This window comes from Streptomyces sp. KR80, from assembly GCF_052245555.1.
In the GTDB taxonomy this organism is placed as follows: domain Bacteria; phylum Actinomycetota; class Actinomycetes; order Streptomycetales; family Streptomycetaceae; genus Streptomyces.
The window spans coordinates 25,190-40,606 of sequence record NZ_JBQQCD010000023.1; the positions used below are offsets into that span (position 1 = coordinate 25,190).

The 15,417-nt window shown below is 69.6% G+C and carries 13 protein-coding genes and 1 riboswitch; of the genes, 3 read left to right on the forward strand and 10 right to left on the reverse strand.

Features of this window, described 5'->3' with window-relative positions; translation table 11 throughout:
* Positions 1-78: 78 nt before the first annotated feature.
* Complete coding sequence (locus ACTWQI_RS25675; RefSeq protein ID WP_443274113.1) at positions 79-360, forward strand: Lrp/AsnC family transcriptional regulator; 282 nt, start codon at positions 79-81, stop codon at positions 358-360.
* 306 nt (positions 361-666) lie between these two features.
* Here ACTWQI_RS25675 and ACTWQI_RS25680 read toward each other — a convergent pair whose 3' ends face one another.
* The 6 genes from ACTWQI_RS25680 to ctaE all read right to left on the reverse strand — a co-directional run bounded on the left by ACTWQI_RS25680 (position 667) and on the right by ctaE (position 8,000).
* Positions 667-2,112 (reverse strand): aminotransferase class V-fold PLP-dependent enzyme, encoded by a 1,446-nt coding sequence (locus ACTWQI_RS25680; RefSeq protein WP_443274114.1) that lies wholly within the window; start codon positions 2,110-2,112, stop codon positions 667-669.
* Between the two features lie 216 nt (positions 2,113-2,328).
* Positions 2,329-2,445, reverse strand: a riboswitch (SAM riboswitch).
* Between the two features lie 97 nt (positions 2,446-2,542).
* Positions 2,543-3,598 carry an anthranilate phosphoribosyltransferase gene (gene trpD, locus ACTWQI_RS25685; protein ID WP_443274115.1) on the reverse strand — a complete coding sequence of 352 codons (1,056 nt, stop codon included), beginning with the start codon at positions 3,596-3,598 and terminating at the stop codon, positions 2,543-2,545.
* Between the two features lie 230 nt (positions 3,599-3,828).
* A complete protein-coding gene (qcrB, locus tag ACTWQI_RS25690; RefSeq protein ID WP_443274116.1) occupies positions 3,829-5,451 on the reverse strand; it encodes a cytochrome bc1 complex cytochrome b subunit in 1,623 nt (540 codons plus the stop codon).
* On the reverse strand, positions 5,448-6,509 hold the full coding sequence (gene qcrA, locus ACTWQI_RS25695; RefSeq protein ID WP_443274117.1) for a cytochrome bc1 complex Rieske iron-sulfur subunit: 1,062 nt from the start codon (positions 6,507-6,509) through the stop codon (positions 5,448-5,450). The genes qcrB and qcrA overlap by 4 nt, the downstream gene beginning before the upstream one ends.
* Positions 6,506-7,315 carry a cytochrome bc1 complex diheme cytochrome c subunit gene (gene qcrC, locus ACTWQI_RS25700; protein WP_443274118.1) on the reverse strand — a complete coding sequence of 270 codons (810 nt, stop codon included), beginning with the start codon at positions 7,313-7,315 and terminating at the stop codon, positions 6,506-6,508. The genes qcrA and qcrC overlap by 4 nt, the downstream gene beginning before the upstream one ends.
* A gap of 64 nt (positions 7,316-7,379) precedes the next feature.
* The gene (gene ctaE, locus ACTWQI_RS25705) at positions 7,380-8,000 is read right to left on the reverse strand and encodes an aa3-type cytochrome oxidase subunit III (RefSeq protein WP_443274119.1); all 621 of its coding nucleotides are present in this window, start codon (positions 7,998-8,000) and stop codon (positions 7,380-7,382) included.
* 134 nt (positions 8,001-8,134) lie between these two features.
* Here ctaE and ACTWQI_RS25710 point away from each other — a divergent pair, with 134 nt between their 5' ends.
* The gene (locus tag ACTWQI_RS25710; RefSeq protein WP_443274120.1) at positions 8,135-8,536 is read left to right on the forward strand and encodes a hypothetical protein; all 402 of its coding nucleotides are present in this window, start codon (positions 8,135-8,137) and stop codon (positions 8,534-8,536) included.
* 10 nt (positions 8,537-8,546) lie between these two features.
* Here the strand turns inward: ACTWQI_RS25710 and ACTWQI_RS25715 are convergent, their stop codons facing one another.
* From ACTWQI_RS25715 to ctaC, 4 genes are all read right to left on the reverse strand, one after another.
* Positions 8,547-9,779, reverse strand: a complete 1,233-nt coding sequence (locus ACTWQI_RS25715; RefSeq protein ID WP_443274121.1) for an Ig-like domain-containing protein — start codon at positions 9,777-9,779, stop codon at positions 8,547-8,549.
* A 123-nt stretch (positions 9,780-9,902) separates the two neighbouring features.
* Complete coding sequence (locus ACTWQI_RS25720; RefSeq protein ID WP_443274122.1) at positions 9,903-10,301, reverse strand: cytochrome c oxidase subunit 4; 399 nt, start codon at positions 10,299-10,301, stop codon at positions 9,903-9,905.
* Positions 10,298-12,040 (reverse strand): aa3-type cytochrome oxidase subunit I, encoded by a 1,743-nt coding sequence (gene ctaD, locus ACTWQI_RS25725; RefSeq protein WP_443274123.1) that lies wholly within the window; start codon positions 12,038-12,040, stop codon positions 10,298-10,300. Before ctaD ends, ACTWQI_RS25720 begins: the two co-directional genes overlap by 4 nt.
* Positions 12,037-12,999, reverse strand: a complete 963-nt coding sequence (ctaC, locus tag ACTWQI_RS25730; protein ID WP_443274124.1) for an aa3-type cytochrome oxidase subunit II — start codon at positions 12,997-12,999, stop codon at positions 12,037-12,039. Before ctaC ends, ctaD begins: the two co-directional genes overlap by 4 nt.
* A 931-nt stretch (positions 13,000-13,930) precedes the next feature.
* Here ctaC and ACTWQI_RS25735 point away from each other — a divergent pair.
* Complete coding sequence (locus ACTWQI_RS25735; protein WP_443274125.1) at positions 13,931-15,370, forward strand: cysteine desulfurase/sulfurtransferase TusA family protein; 1,440 nt, start codon at positions 13,931-13,933, stop codon at positions 15,368-15,370.
* Positions 15,371-15,417: the final 47 nt, after the last annotated feature.

The window sequence follows — 15,417 nt, forward strand, 5'->3', positions numbered from 1 at the left end:
GAGGGCTAGAGTGAGCCGGGGTACTCCCAGGCGAAGCTCTGGGGGAGCAGCCAGGGCGACCGAGGGAGACAGCCAGCCGTGATCACCGCGATCGTGCTCATCAAGACCAGCGTGGATCGGATTCCCGAGATCGCCGAGTCGATCGCCGCTCTGGACCGGGTCAGCGAGGTCTACTCGGTCACCGGCACCTACGACCTGGTGGCCATGGTCCGGGTGGCGCACCACGACGATCTGGCCGATGTGATCCCGGGCAACATCAGCAAGATCCCCGGCGTCGAGGCGACGGATACGCATGTCGCGTTCCGCACCTACTCCCAGCACGACCTCGAGGCGGCCTTCGCCATCGGCCTCGACGCGTAGTCGCCTCCCGGCGCGGGACCGTGCAGCCCCGGCGCTCCGCGCCGGGTTCCCCGCCCATCCGCCGCATGACCACCGCGCCGCACCGCCGATCTTCCCCCTCACGCGGCGGGAGACCACACACGCCTGCGGCGCAGGCTCGCACCGCGGCGTGCGGGCACCGCACAGGGCATCGGGCTCCTCGCGCCGGACGCGTGCGCTGCGGGCCGGCGGCACGGAACCGTGCAGCGCGCGCAGCGCCCAGCCAAGGGCCGGGACCGCCGGGGGCCGCGTGCGGCCGCCAAAAAGCACCGGCCTTCCGGTCAGGGGCTAGCCCCTGACCGGAACGCAGCGGCCGTCCTCCGTGCGGTAGTTCCACCGGGCGCCGTCGCGGACCAGTTCCTTGACGGCTCCGATGAAGCGGTCGATGTGCTCGTCGGGCGTGCCCGCGCCGAAGCTGACGCGGATGGCGTTGAGCGACCTCTCCCCCGGCGCCGCTTCCGGCGCGCCGCACTCACCCGGCTCGTCCGGCCGGCCGCCGAGCAGGGCCCTTACGAGCGGGTGCGCGCAGAACAGCCCGTCTCGTACGCCGATCCCGTACTCGGCGGAGAGCGCCGCCGCGAAGTGCGAGCTGTTCCAGCCCTCCACCACGAAGGAGATGACTCCGACCCGGGGCGCATCGTCGCCGAACTGGGAGAGCACCTTCACCGCGGGCACCTCGGCCAGTCCCTCGCGGACCCGGTTGACGAGCCGCTGCTCCCGCTCGACCAGGCCGTCGAAGCCTGCCGCGGTGAGCGCCCTGCAGGCCGATGCGATGGCGTGGACGCCGATGACGTTGGGCGAACCGGCCTCGTGCCGGGCCGCGGTGGTGTGCCACTCGACGTCCACGCCGCCGTCGACCCGTCGGGAGACCTGCCGGCTGGCGCCGCCGCCGTAGAGGTAGGGGTCCGCGTCTCGCAGCCAGTCGGCGCGGCCCGCGAGAACACCGGAGCCGAAGGGCGCGTACAGCTTGTGCCCGGAGAAGGCGACCCAGTCGACGTCCAACTCCGCGATGTCCACCGGGTGGTGCGGGGCGAGCTGGGCGGCGTCGAGCACGATGCGGGCACCGTGCGCATGGGCGACGGCTGCCAACTCCCGTACCGGCCACAGCTCGCCGGTGACGTTGGACGCGCCGGTCACGCACACCAGCGCCGGACCGTACGACTCCGCCATCTCCGGCCTGCGTGCCTCCGGCTCGGCCAGGGCGCGCTCCAGCGTCTCGACGGCCTGCTGTGGAGTGCGCGGGGCTTCGAGGTACGTGACCTGGACGTCGTCCCGGTGCCGCCAGGGCAGCAGGGCGGCGTGGTGCTCGGTCTCGAACACGAAGACCCTGGTGGCCGTGGGAAGGGCGGAGGCCAGGAGGTTGAGGGAGTCGGTGGTGGAGCGGGTGAAGACGACCTGGTCGTCCTCCCGGCAGCCGAGGAACGCGGCGACCGTCGCCCGGCTGTTCTCGAAGAGATCGGTGGACAGCTGGGAGAGGTACCCGGCGCCACGGTGGACGCTGCCGTAGTAGGGGGCGTACGCGGCCACGTCGTCCCAGACCCGCTGCAGGGCGGGCGCACTCGCCGCGTAGTCGAGGGCCGCGTAGGTCACCTCGCCACCCGTGACGAGCGGGACGAGGACGTCCCGGCCGAGTACGGGCAGCGGCGTGCCTGCGGAGGGCGCCGCACAGTCGGACTCGGTGGCGCGGGGCTGAACGGTGGAGGTGGTGGCAAGGGCGGCAGGGCGCACGGACATGGCGAAATCTCCCCAGGGAAAGGCGGAATGGCTTCAAGGACGCACGCGCCCGAAAAAGAGACGTCGGGCGGGCGGGAAGTGCCTCGACGCACGGTCGTCGCCGCTTCGAAGAGCAGCCGACGCCGCCGCACGGAGGCGGTCGAGAACGGGCCGTAGGCCCTAGCGCATTCGCTGATTCACGGAAGAGCTCCCTCGAGGACCAGGATCCCGGCGAGGGATCCGCGCTTGCCGCAGACCTCGCTGCCTACGGCCTGGTCATCACCCGGGGCACCCCGCCACGGACGGAGGGTTGCCGGACAGCGGGCCGGGGCCGATTCGCTGTCACTCGTGACCTGTCCAGCATCATGCCACATGATCAATGACGCGCAAGGCGCTGTCCGCCCGCTGGACTGCGCCGTGCGTCACATCACTTGGGACATCGGTGCCGGCATCAGCCGTTGCTGGCTCCAATCCAGCGCTCCAGCGTCCGCCGCGCCGCTCCCGAGTCGATCGACTCGGCGGCCTTCGCCATACCGGCCGCGATCTGCTCGGCGAGCGGCGCGTCCGTCGGGTTCAGGGCCACCAGGGCGGCCGCCGAGTTGAGCAGCACGGCGTCCCGTACGGCCCCGGTTTCGCCGCCCAGTAGCCGCCGTGCGACATCCGCGTTGTACGAGGCGTCGGCGCCGCGCAGCGCCTGGACCGGCACCAGCTCGAGGCCCACGTCCCGCGGGTCGAAGGTCTCCTGCCGGACGGTCCCGTCCCGTACCACCCACACCTGGGAGGTCGAGGTCGTGGTGAGCTCGTCCAGGCCGTCGTCGCCGCGGAAGACCAATGCGGACGAGCCGCGTTCGGCCAGCACGCCCGCCATGATGGGCGCCATCCGGGCGTCGGCGACCCCGGTGGCCTGGGCGCGCACTCGCGCCGGATTGGTCAGCGGCCCGAGGAAGTTGAACGTGGTGGCGATGCCCAGTTCGCGGCGGGCGGGCGCGACGTGGCGCAGCGCGGGATGGAACTTCACCGCGAAGCAGAAGGTGATGCCGGCTTCCGCGGCGACCTCGACGACCCGCTGCGGTGACAGGTCCAGGTTGACGCCCAGCTTCTCCAGCACGTCGGAGGCGCCGCTCGCCGACGAGGCGGCGCGGTTGCCGTGCTTGACGACCTTCGCGCCCGACCCGGCCACCACGATGGCCGACATCGTCGAGATGTTCACCGTCTTGGCCCGGTCGCCGCCCGTGCCGACGATGTCCACGCTCTGGCCCGGCACCTCGATCAGGTTCGCATGGGCGTACATGGTGCGGACGAGGCCGGAGACCTCCTCCACGGTCTCGCCCTTCGCGCGGAGCGCGACGGCGAAACCGGCGATCTGCGCGTCCGTCGCCTCGCCGCTCATGATGCGGTCCATGGCCCAGGCGGTGTCCTCGGCGCTCAGGTTCTCGCCTGCCAGCAGTGAGCTGAGGACATCCGGCCAGGTGAGGGCGTCCCCACCTGCTGGGGTCACAACGTCCATGGTGTCCGCTCCCGGATCCGTGGGTGGGCAGGGACGAGCCGTCACCTGCGGCTCTGCGTGTCCCAGCCTATCGGCGTGCCGCCACCGCACGGGGGCCGTGCCCGGACTCTGGACGGCCCGGGAGTCCGTCGGCTCCCGGCGGTCCGGGCGCCGGACAAGGCCGAGGGCCCCGGACCGCTCCCGAGCGGGGCGGTCCGGGGCCCTGGTGTGGCTAGGGCCTGTCCGGCCGATCAGTGGTGGCCGTGGCCGCTGGTGATCTCCCGGTGCTCCTCGGCCGTCGGCTTGGCAATCTGGTTGCCCTCGCCGTAGTAGCCGCGGGACAGCAGCGCCTTCACCTTCTCCGAGCGCTTGATCTTGCGCCGCACGCCGTTCTCATCGACCTCTGGCGGGAGCTCGACCGGCGTGTACTGGTGGTGCTGGGTGAGCGTGTGCAGCTGCTCCTGCGAGAGGGGCTCGTGCACCTCGACGAACTCACCGTGCGGCAGCCGCTTGATGATGCCGGTCTCGCGACCGTGCAGCACCTTGTCGCGGTCGCGCCGCTGCAGCCCCAGGCAGATCCGCTTGGTCGTGATGAAGACCAGCACCGGCAGCACGAAGAAGCCGATCCGGCCGAACCAGGTGATCGCGTTGATCGACAGGCTGAAGTGGGTCGCCCAGATGTCGTTCCCACCACCGACGAGCAGGATGAAGTAGATGCTGAGCCAGGCCGCGCCGAAGGCCGTACGGGTCGGGGCGTTGCGCGGGCGGTCCAGGATGTGGTGCTCGCGCTTGTCCCCGGTGATCCAGGACTCGATGAACGGGTAGGCCGCGATGGCGACCAGCACCAGGGGGAAGATCATCAGCGGGATGAACACACCCAGGGCGAGCGTGTGCCCCGCGAAGTTGATCTCCCAGCCCGGCATCAGCCGGATCAGGCCCTCGGAGAAGCCCATGTACCAGTCGGGCTGCGCGCCGGTGGAGACCTGGTCCGGCCGGTACGGGCCGAGCGCCCAGATCGGGTTGATGCTGGCGGTACCGGCGATCACTGCGGTCAGGCCGAAGACCAGGAAGAAGAAGCCTCCCGCCTTGGCCGTGTAGACCGGCAGCAGCGGCATGCCGACCACGTTGTTGTTCGTCTTGCCGGGGCCGGGGAACTGGGTGTGCTTGTGGAAGAAGACCAGGATCAGGTGGGCCACCAGCAGGCCCATCATCAGACCTGGCAACAGCAGGACGTGGACCGAGAAGAACCGCGGCACGAAGTCCGAACCCGGGAACTCCCCGCCGAACATGAAGAACGACAGGTAGGTGCCGACGATCGGCATCGACAGGACCGCGCCCTCCATGAACCGGACACCGGTGCCGGAGAGCAGGTCGTCCGGCAGCGAGTAGCCGGTGAAACCGGTGAACATGCCGAGCACCAGCAGCAGGAAGCCGAACAGCCAGTTGATCTCGCGCGGCTTGCGGAACGCCCCGGTGAAGAACACCCGCATCATGTGCACGAACATCGCCGCGATGAAGATCAGCGCGCCCCAGTGGTGGATCTGCCGGATCAGCAGACCGCCGCGGACGTCGAAGCTGATGTCCAGGGTCGAGGCGTAGGCCTCGGACATCAGGACGCCCTGCATCGGGACGTAACTGCCGTGGTACTCCACCTCGTTCATGCTCGGGTGGAAGAACAGCGTCAGATAGACACCCGTGAGGATGACGATGATGAAGCTGTAGAGCGCGACCTCACCCAGCATGAAGGACCAGTGGTCCGGGAAGATCTTGCGCATGTTGGCCTTGGCCAGGCCGTAGATGCCCAGCCGGCCGTCCGCCCAGTCGGCGAGCCGCTCGCCACGGGGTGCCTGAGGTTTGTCGCTAGAGGTACTCATCCGCGCTCCCAGAAGCTCGGGCCGACCGGCTCGTCGAAGTCGCCGAGGGCCTCGAGGTAGCCGTCCTTGTTCACCGCGATCCGCAGCTGCGGCAGCGGGTGACCGGCCGGGCCGAAGACGACCCGGGCACCGTCCGACAGGTCGAAGGTGGACTGGTGGCACGGGCAGAGCACATGGTGCGTCTGCTGCTCGTAGAGGCTCACCGGACAGCCGACGTGGGTGCAGATCTTCGAGTACGCGACGATGCCCTCGTGCGACCAGTCGAGCGTGCGCTGGTCCTTGATGTTGTCCGGTTGGATCCGGACGATCATCAGAGCCGCCTTCGCGATCTCCTTCTGGAAGTCGTGGTCGTGCTCCTCCAGGCCCTCGGGCTTGGCGAAGGCCAGCGAACCGACGACGACGTCCTCGGGACGCATCGGCTCGTTGGTGTTCTGGTTGACCAGCAACTTGCCCTGTTCCCACAGGGTGTGGCGGAGCTTGTCCTCCGGGAGCGGGCCCAGGTCGCGCAGCAGCACGACCCCCGAGAGCGGCACCATGGCGAGCGCGCCGAACAGGGTGTTGCGGATCAGCTTGCGCCGGCCGAAGGCGGACTCCTCGGCGCCCTGCCGGAAGTCGGCCATGACTCCGGCCTTCACCTCGGGCGCGGCAGAGATCGGGTGCCGTTCGTCGGCCGCCTCCACGTCCGACATCAGGGTGCGGGCCCAGTGGACCGCACCCGCGCCGATGCAGAACAGCGCCACACCGAGGGTCACACCCAGCGAGAAGTTGAGCGCGCTGACGTTGCCGATCGGAAAGATGTAGACGATCTTCTCGACCGGGATGGCGACGAACGCGGCGATGAAGGCGACAGTCGCCAGCATGGACAGCGTGAAGAGCAGGGCGACCGTGCGCTCGGAGCGCCTGGCGGCCCGCTCGTCGACGTCCTGGATGCGGTGCTCGTGGGGCGGCAGCCCCGGGTCGGCGAACGGGTCCCCTGCGGGGGCTACCGTGCCGGTCTCGGCCTGCGCACTCGGCAGGTGTTCTTCGGACACGTCTTTGTTGGATCCAGTCTCACTCATGACTTCTTGGCCTTTGCGGTCCGCGCGGCGACCCAGCAGGCGGCGGCGATCATCACGCCCAGGCCGAAGACCCAGCCGAAGAGACCCTCACTCACCGGGCCGAGCCCGCCCAGCTCGAAGCCGCCGGGGGACTCCGCCTTCTCACCGCCGACGGTCTGGAGGTACGCGATGATGTCCCGCTTGTCCTGCTCCGGCATGATGCCGTCGGGGTAGGACGGCATGTTCTGCGGGCCGGTCTGCATGGCCTCGTAGATGTGCTTCGGCGTGACGTCGTCGAGCTCGGGAGCGTACTTGCCACCGGTGAGGGCGCCGCCCTTGCCGGTGAAGTTGTGGCACTGCGCGCAGTTGGTGCGGAAGAGGTCTCCGCCCTTAGCGATGTTCGCACCCTTGGGGTCGTACTGCTCTTCGGTCGGCGCGATCGGGCCCGCGCCGAGCGAGGCGATGTACGCGGCCAGCTGGTCGATCTCGGCCTGCGTGTAGACCTTGGGCTTCTTCGGCGCCTGGGCACCGGGCTGCTGGGCCGGCATCCGGCCGGTGCCGACCTGGAAGTCCACGGCGGCGGACCCCACGCCGACCAGGATCGGACCGTCGGAGGTCCCCTGACCGCCGGTGCCGTGGCAGCTGCCGCAGCCGACGGCGTAGAGCTTCTTGCCCTCCTCAATGGCAAGGGACTGGGCGGTGTCCTCGGCCTGTGCCTTGTCCGCGGGCGCGAACGCGGCGTACAGCCCCCCGGTGACCGCCAGCGCGAGGAGTAGAACGACAAGCGCCGCCAGCGGATGGCGCCGTCGTGCGGAGAGCTTTTTCACGGATTACCCCGGTGTCAGGATCTTCTGCGTCGATGCTGCTGGATGTGGACCGTTCGGGTCCCGATTACTTGATCATGTAGATCGTGGCGAAGAGGCCGATCCAGACGACGTCGACGAAGTGCCAGTAGTAGGACACGACGATGGCCGCCGTGGCCTGTTCGTGGGTGAACCTCCTGGCCGCGTACGTCCTGCCCAGGACCAGCAGGAAGGCGATCAGACCGCCCGTCACGTGGAGCCCGTGGAAGCCGGTGGTCAGGTAGAACACCGAGCCGTACGGGTCGGAGGAGAGCGAGAGCCCCTCGTGCTTGATCAGCTCGGTGTACTCGAAGACCTGACCGCCGATGAAGATCGCGCCCATGATGAACGTGATGATGAACCACGCGCGCAGCTGCTTCACCAGACCCTTCTCGGCGGCGAACACGCCGAGCTGGCAGGTGAGGGAGGAGAGCACCAGGATCGTGGTGTTGGCCGCCGAGAACGGGAAGTTCAGGGCGTCCGCCATCTCCTTCCAGTGGTCGGGCCCGGTCACCGATCGCAGGGTGAAGTACATCGCGAAGAGCGCCGCGAAGAACATGAGCTCGGAACTCAGCCAGATGATGGTTCCGACGCTCGTGAGGTTCGGCCGGTTGACCGACGGGTGCGCATGCCCGGTATCTACTGTCGTTGCTGTCGCCACGACCGACATTATGTCGGTCGCTTATCCCGCCCTCACTCCGGGGGGTGCCGTTCGGTGTGTCCGCCCGTTCAACCCCTCCTCGCGAGGCGGTTTCGCGGAGTAGCATCCGCGCAACGGCCCTGATCCAACAATGCGGAGGAACGATGCAGCCGACCGCCACGGTGCTGGTCTACAGCGATGACGCGGGCACCCGCGAGCAGGTACGGCTGGCGACGGGGCGCCGTCCCGCCCCCGATCTCCCCGCGGTCGAGATCCGGGAGTGCGCGACACTGCCTGCCGTCCTCGAAGCGCTGGAGGCCGGCGGGGTCGACGTCTGCGTACTCGATGGCGAAGCGGTGCCCGTGGGCGGCATGGGCGTCTGCCGGCAGATCAAGGACGAGATCTTCCACTGCCCGCCGGTACTGCTGCTCATGGGGCGGCCGCAGGACGCCTGGCTGGCCACCTGGAGCCGGGCCGACGCCGCGGTGACGCACCCGATCGACCCGGTGGAGTTCGCCGAGGCCCTGGCCGGACTGCTGCGGACCCGGCTGGCCATCGAGGCCTGACACCTGGGCCTCAGACCTGCGGGCGGAGCCGGGCCGCGTCCGCGGGACCGCTCTCCGCATGACTGCCGGCCGGCACCACGGAGCTGCCCTCGCGCCACTTCGCCCAGTCCATGTTCCAGTCGCCGAAGCCGATGTCGAACGCGGGCATCCGGTCGCCGTTGCTGCCCACGACCTTGACGATGTCGCCGACCTTCACGGTGTCGAAGAACCACTTGGCGTTCTCGGTGCTCATCCCGGTGCATCCGTGGCTGACGTTGGCCGCGCCCTGCGATCCGACGGACCAGGGCGCCGCGTGCACGTACTCGCCGCTCCACGTCACCCGGACCGCCCAGTGGACGCCGAGGTCGTAGAAGTCCGAGGAGCCGATGCTTTCGCTGGTCATCCGTACGAAGGGTTCCTTGGCCAGGATGACCTTGACCCCGTTGCGCGTGTCGTAGCCGGGCTTGCCGGTGGTCACCGGGATGGTGCGGATCGTCTTGCCGTTGCGCTTCACGGTCATCTTGTGGCCGCCCGCGTCGGTGATGGCCTCGACGCGGTCCCCGATCCGCAGCCGCACCGGCTTCGCGGGGCCGCCGCGGCGGTTGCCGACCTTGATGCCGTCGAGCGTGCTGCGGGCCTCGACCGTGGTGTGAGCGGGCCAGGGCCTGCGCGGCCGGAAGTGCAGTGTCTTGTCATCGACCCAGTGCCAGCCGCCCTCCACGTGGGGCCGGGAGTCGACCTTCAGGGCCCGCTCGACGGTGGCGCGGGCCTCGCGGCCCTTGACGGGGTGGCTCAGCTCCGCGGTGACGGGCTGGCCGACGCCGTACGTTCCGCTGTCGGGGCCGAGGGAGACCCGGAGCAGCTTGTCGGCGGGGCGGGTCTCGAAGCCGAGGGTGCGGCGACCGGGAGCGCCCTCGTCGTCCTCGGTGCTCACCCGGACGGTGTAGTGGGCGCCCGCGGCGAGGGGCGAAGTGCTGCGCCAGCGGGAGCCGTCGGCGGAGAGTTCGCCGCGCAGATAGCGCCCCGCGGCGTCGGTGGCGGTCACGTCGGTTATTCGGCCGTCATCGCCCTTGGCGGATATCTCGAGCGGCCGGTCCGGATCTATCGTGCCGCCTTCACCCGCGTTTGCGGCTATCTGGCCGGTCGCGTCGTACGGCTGCGCGGAGAGGGGGTGCTGATTGTCACAGGCCGCGGCGAAGACGGCCAAGGGGGTTATCAGCAGGGCGCAGCCCGCTGCCGTCCGGAATCGAGGTATGTGACTCATGGTCACAAAAGTAGGAAACGGGGGTGGAATCAGCGCGCCGGGCGCCTGCGAACGGGTGAATGAGGCCGGGCCCGGCAACCGGTGAGGTTGCCGGGCCCGGCCCGATGTGCATACGCAGCGGGACTACTGGGTCCGGTTCTCCCCGCGGTAGTACTCGAAGACCCAGCCCCACAGGCCGAAGAGGATGACCGGGAGCGAGAAGTACAGCAGCCACCAGCCGAAGACGACGCCCATGAAGGCGAGCGCGCCGCCCAGGCCGAGCGAGAGCGGCTGCCAGCTGTGCGGGCTGAAGAAGCCCAGCTCGCCGGCGTCGTCGGCGACGTCCGCGTCCTTGCGGTCCTGCGCCCCGGTGTCCACCCGGCGGGCGGTGAAGGCGAGGTAGTAGCCGATCATGATGCTCAGGCCGAAGGCGAGGAACAGCGCCGTCGTACCGACCGGCTCCTTCGACCACACGCCGTAGACGATGGCCATGGCCAGGATGAAGACGGCCAGCCAGATGAACATGCGCCCCTGGATCTTCACTTTCCGGCCTCCTTGCCCTGGCCGCCCGCCAGCGCCTTGTCCTCCGCGGGGCCGACGTTCTCGAGCTGGTCGAGCGCGGCGATGTCCGGGTGGTGCAGGTCGAACGCCGGGGATTCGGAGCGGATCCGCGGCAGGGTGAGGAAGTTGTGCCGCGGCGGCGGGCAGGAGGTCGCCCACTCCAGCGAACGGCCGTAACCCCACGGGTCGTCGACGCCGACCGGCTTGCCGTACTTGGCGGTCTTCCAGACGTTGTAGAGGAACGGCAGGAGCGACAGGCCCAGCAGGAACGAGCTGATGGTCGAGATGGTGTTCAGCGTGGTGAAGCCGTCGGCCGCGAGGTAGTCCGCGTAGCGCCGCGGCATGCCCTCGGCACCGAGCCAGTGCTGGACGAGGAACGTGCCGTGGAAGCCCACGAACAGCGTCCAGAACGTGATCTTCCCGAGCCGCTCGTCCAGCATCTTGCCGGTCCACTTCGGCCACCAGAAGTGGAAGCCGGCGAACATCGCGAACACGACGGTGCCGAAGACCACGTAGTGGAAGTGGGCGACCACGAAGTACGAGTCCGACACGTGGAAGTCCAGCGGGGGCGAGGCCAGGATGATCCCCGTGAGGCCGCCGAACAGGAAGGTGACCAGGAAGCCGACGGACCAGAGCATCGGGGTCTCGAAACTCAGCGACCCCTTCCACATGGTGCCCAGCCAGTTGAAGAACTTCACGCCCGTCGGGACCGCGATCAGGAAGGTCATGAACGAGAAGAACGGCAACAGCACGCCGCCCGTGACGTACATGTGGTGCGCCCAGACCGTCACCGACAGACCCGCGATCGAGATCGTCGCCGCGATCAGGCCGATGTAACCGAACATCGGCTTACGGCTGAAGACCGGGATGACCTCCGAGACGATGCCGAAGAACGGCAGCGCGATGATGTACACCTCGGGGTGCCCGAAGAACCAGAACAGGTGCTGCCACAGCAGCGCGCCGCCGTTGGACGCGTCGAAGATGTGCGACCCGAACTTCCGGTCCGACTCCAGAGCGAGCAGCGCGGCGGCCAGCACCGGGAAGGCGATCAGCACCAGCACACCGGTCAGCAGCACGTTCCAGGTGAAGATCGGCATCCGGAACATCGTCATGCCCGGGGCGCGCATGCAGATGATGGTGGTGATGAAGTTGACCGACCCCAGGATCGTGCCGAAGCCGGAGAAGGCCAGACCCATGATCCACATGTCGGCGCCGATGCCCGGCGAGCGCACCGCGTCCGACAGCGGCGAGTACGCGAACCAGCCGAAGTTGGCGGCCCCGTCGGGGGTCAGGAAACCCGCCACCGCGATCAGCGACCCGAACAGGTACAGCCAGTAGGCGAACATGTTCAGCCGCGGGAACGCCACGTCCGGCGCACCGATCTGCAGCGGCATGATCCAGTTCGTGAAGCCCGCGAACAGCGGGGTGGCGAACATCAGCAGCATGATCGTGCCATGCATGGTGAACGCCTGGTTGAACTGCTCGTTCGACATGATCTGCGTGCCCGGACGAGCCAGTTCGGCGCGCATCAGCAGCGCCATGGCTCCGCCGATGACGAAGAACGCGAACGACGTGACGAGGTAGAGCGTGCCGATCGTCTTGTGGTCGGTGGTCGTCAGCCACTTCACCACGACATTGCCGGGCTGCCTGCGGCGCATCGGCAGCTCGTCCTCGTAGGCGGCGGTGTCGGCAGCACCCTGGGGTTCGTTGAGGATGCTCATTCTTCGTTCGTCTCCGCGTTCTTGGCGGCATCAGTCTGGGGAATGCCGGCCGGGATGTAGCCGGTCTGGCCCTGCTCCGCAAGGTCCTTCAGGTACGCCCGGTACTCCGCCGGGGAGACGACCTTGACGTTGAAGAGCATCCGGGAGTGGTCGACGCCGCAGAGTTCGGCGCACTTGCCCCGGAACGTGCCCTCCTTGTTCGGGGTCACCTCGAAGACGTTGGTGTGACCGGGGATGACGTCCTGCTTGAAGAGGAAGGGCAGCACCCAGAAGGAGTGGATGACGTCACGAGAGGTCAGGATGAACTTGACCGACTCGCCCTTCGGCAGCACCAGGGTCGGGCCAGGGTTCTTCGTGTCCGGGTTCCGGTCTCCGGGGATACCGGCCTCGTAGACGCCCTCCGCGCCCTTCGGCGTGCCCTCGAGCTTCCGGTCCGCGATGGACCGCAGCTGCGCGGGGGCCTCGGCCGGCGTGCTGAGGTCGCCGTCGACGTCCTCCAGGTAGTTGAAGCCCCAGCTCCACTGGTAGCCCACGACGTTGATGACGTGGTCCGGCTTCTTGGAGGTCTTGAGCAGCTCGCTCTCATCGCGCGCGGTGAAGTAGAAGAGCACCGAGACGATGATGATCGGGACCACGGTGTAGAGGGCCTCGATCGGCATGTTGTACCGAGTCTGCGGAGGAATCTCGACCTTGGTCCGGGACCGCCGGTGGAAGACGACGCTCCACAGGATCAGGCCCCAGACCAGCACACCCGTGGCGAGCGCAGCCGCCCACGAGCCTTGCCACAGGGAGAGGATCCGCGGCGCCTCGTCCGTGACGGGGCCAGGCATGCCGAGGCGGGGAAAGTCCTTGTATGTGCAACCGGTGGCGGTCGCAAGGACCAGGCCCGCGGCCAGCGCCTGCGGCAGCTTCCGCCGCATCGGGCGCCGCGACGAGCGGTCGGAGCCGTTGGGACTCACGTAGCGCCTTCCCGAGAGTCGCCCGCGCGGCCGGCTGCGGCCGTCACGCTGGTCGGTCGCCGGCCCTGGCGCGGGCAGGGGTTTGGATGTTTATGCGGACCAAACCCTACTGGACGCTATTTGGGGCTGCGCGGGGAGGGTGCCCAACGCGCCGCGGCACACCCCGAAGGGGTGGAATGCGGGATTCGCCTCCGGCGTGGGCTGGGATTTCGCCGAGGCGCGGGGCCTCTCGGCGCTCCGCACAGGGCGTGCGTCCGGTGCCCGGCCGCCGGGCCGCGCGCTGCTCCGCCGGCCCCAGCGAAGCAGACCCGGACGCAACGCCTCCCACCGCTGCCAGGCCGGCGCCGGGCCCGATCCATAGCAACCCGTGGCGATCAGTTGCGGTTTCCCTCTGGGCCCCTGGGAGAAACGTGACGTGCCGACGCCACCGCACGGACCAGGGCCCTGCCTTCGGCCACCACGCGGCAAGAGCGCAACACCTGCGCGCGGCGCCGAGGGGCGAGACCGCCGCGGAATCGGTCCGCCTGGCCCCAAGGCCGGTGGCTTACGGCGCACCCCTGCGCTCCAAGGTCCTGGCCTGCGGTGATGCTTCATTGCGGGCCCTCACGGCCCCCGTTGAGCCAGCGGCATCGTACCTGTCCCGGAGACGCGTCTCCGATCGGCGCCCGCCGCCGCACAGCGTGCCATGCGAGTCGGGCGCACCGCGGGCGAAACCGCCAGAACCCAGGCCCATCCCCGAGGGCGCCAACCACGGTGCGAGTCCCGTCGCAGAAACGGGTGCAACGGTCCGCGCCTCGGCGCGCGAGCTCGAGGGGAGTGGGGCAGGGTGCCGAGCGCCGCGAGTGTGCGGAACGCTGGGGACGGGCCACCGCACCGCAAGGGCGGTCGTCGGGCAAGGCCGCCGGCGGCCGTCGCGCGTTAGCGTTTCTTCGTGGTCTATTTCGACGCGGCGTCGTCCGCCCCGCTGCACCCCGTCGCCCGCCAGGCGTTGCTGGCCTCGATCGACGAGGGGTGGGCCGACCCTGCCCGGCTGTATCGCGAGGGTCGCCGCGCCCGGATGCTGCTCGACGCCGCCCGCGAGGCGGCCGCCGACGCGGTGGGATGCCGGACGGACGAGTTGACCTTCACCCCGTCCGGCACGCGCGCCGTGCACACCGGCGTCGCCGGAGCGCTGGCCGGCCGACGCCGCGTCGGCCGGCATCTGATCGTGTCCGCGGTCGAGCACTCCTCCGTCCTCCACGCGGCCGAGACTCATGCCGCGGACGGCGGGACGGTCACCGAGGTCGGCGTGGACCGTACCGGCCGGGTCGACCCCCAGGAGTACGGTGCCGCACTCCGGCCCGACACGGCCCTCGCCTGTCTGCAGTCCGCCAACCACGAGGTGGGTACGGAGCAGCCGGTGGCCGAGGTCGCGGAGGCATGCCGAGCGGCGGGGGTGCCCCTGCTCGTGGACGCGGCCCAGTCGCTCGCCTGGGGTCAAGTCGAGGGCGACTGGTCGGTTCTGACCGCCAGTGCCCACAAATGGGGCGGGCCGTCCGGTGTAGGGCTGCTCGTCGTACGCAAGGGCGTCCGGTTCGCGCCACAAGCCCCGGCGGACGAGCGGGAGTCGGGGCGCGCAGCCGGGTTCGAGAACATCCCCGCGGTGGTCGCGGCGGCAGCGGCGCTGCGCGCCGTGCAGCAGGAGGCCGCCGAGGAGGCCAAGCGTCTGCGCGGGCTGGTGGACCGGATCCGGTCACGCGTCCAGGAGCTGGTGCCGGACGTCGAGGTCGTCGGCGATCCGGTGCGGCGGCTGCCGCATCTGGTCACCTTCTCCTGTCTCTATGTCGATGGGGAGACTTTGCTGCATGCGCTGGACCGGGCGGGGTTCTCGGTCTCCTCCGGCTCCTCGTGCACGTCGAGCACGCTCACGCCGAGCCATGTGCTGCGGGCCATGGGGGTGCTGTCCGAGGGCAACATCCGGTTGTCGCTGCCGCTGGGCACGGCGGAGGAGGACGTAGAGCGCTTCCTCGCGGTGCTGCCGGACGCGGTGCGGGAGGTGCGGCTTGCGCTGGGTGCGCCGTCCAGCGGCGCCCCTTCCGCCGAACCGGCCGGGGCCGCCGCCTCCTCCGGGGACGCGGCTGGGGACGACGCACCGGACGCCGAGCGGCCCGCGCTGACGGTCGACTCGCTGGGCAAGCGCTGCCCGGTTCCGGTGATCGAGCTGGCGAAGGTGATCGGCGATGTCGAGGTGGGCGAGGTCGTCGCCGTGCTGTCGGACGACGAGGCGGCGAAGCTCGACTTCCCTGCCTGGTGCGAGATGCGTGGCCAGGAGTACGTGGGCGAGCGCCCCGCGGAGCGCGGCGCCGCCTACCTGGTCCGTCGACTCGCCTGACCGCACCCGGCCACCGGCGAGCTGCCCGCTGCAGAGGGCGGGGTCGC

Coding starts and splice junctions, on each gene's coding strand:
- ACTWQI_RS25680 (WP_443274114.1), bottom strand. CDS start 2,112: ATGTCCGTGCGCCCTGCCGCCCTTGCCACCACCTCCACCGTTCAGCCC.
- trpD (WP_443274115.1), bottom strand. CDS start 3,598: ATGGACGTTGTGACCCCAGCAGGTGGGGACGCCCTCACCTGGCCGGAT.
- qcrB (WP_443274116.1), bottom strand. CDS start 5,451: ATGAGTACCTCTAGCGACAAACCTCAGGCACCCCGTGGCGAGCGGCTC.
- qcrA (WP_443274117.1), bottom strand. CDS start 6,509: ATGAGTGAGACTGGATCCAACAAAGACGTGTCCGAAGAACACCTGCCG.
- ctaE (WP_443274119.1), bottom strand. CDS start 8,000: ATGTCGGTCGTGGCGACAGCAACGACAGTAGATACCGGGCATGCGCAC.
- ACTWQI_RS25710 (WP_443274120.1), top strand. CDS start 8,135: ATGCAGCCGACCGCCACGGTGCTGGTCTACAGCGATGACGCGGGCACC.
- ACTWQI_RS25715 (WP_443274121.1), bottom strand. CDS start 9,779: ATGAGTCACATACCTCGATTCCGGACGGCAGCGGGCTGCGCCCTGCTG.
- ctaD (WP_443274123.1), bottom strand. CDS start 12,040: ATGAGCATCCTCAACGAACCCCAGGGTGCTGCCGACACCGCCGCCTAC.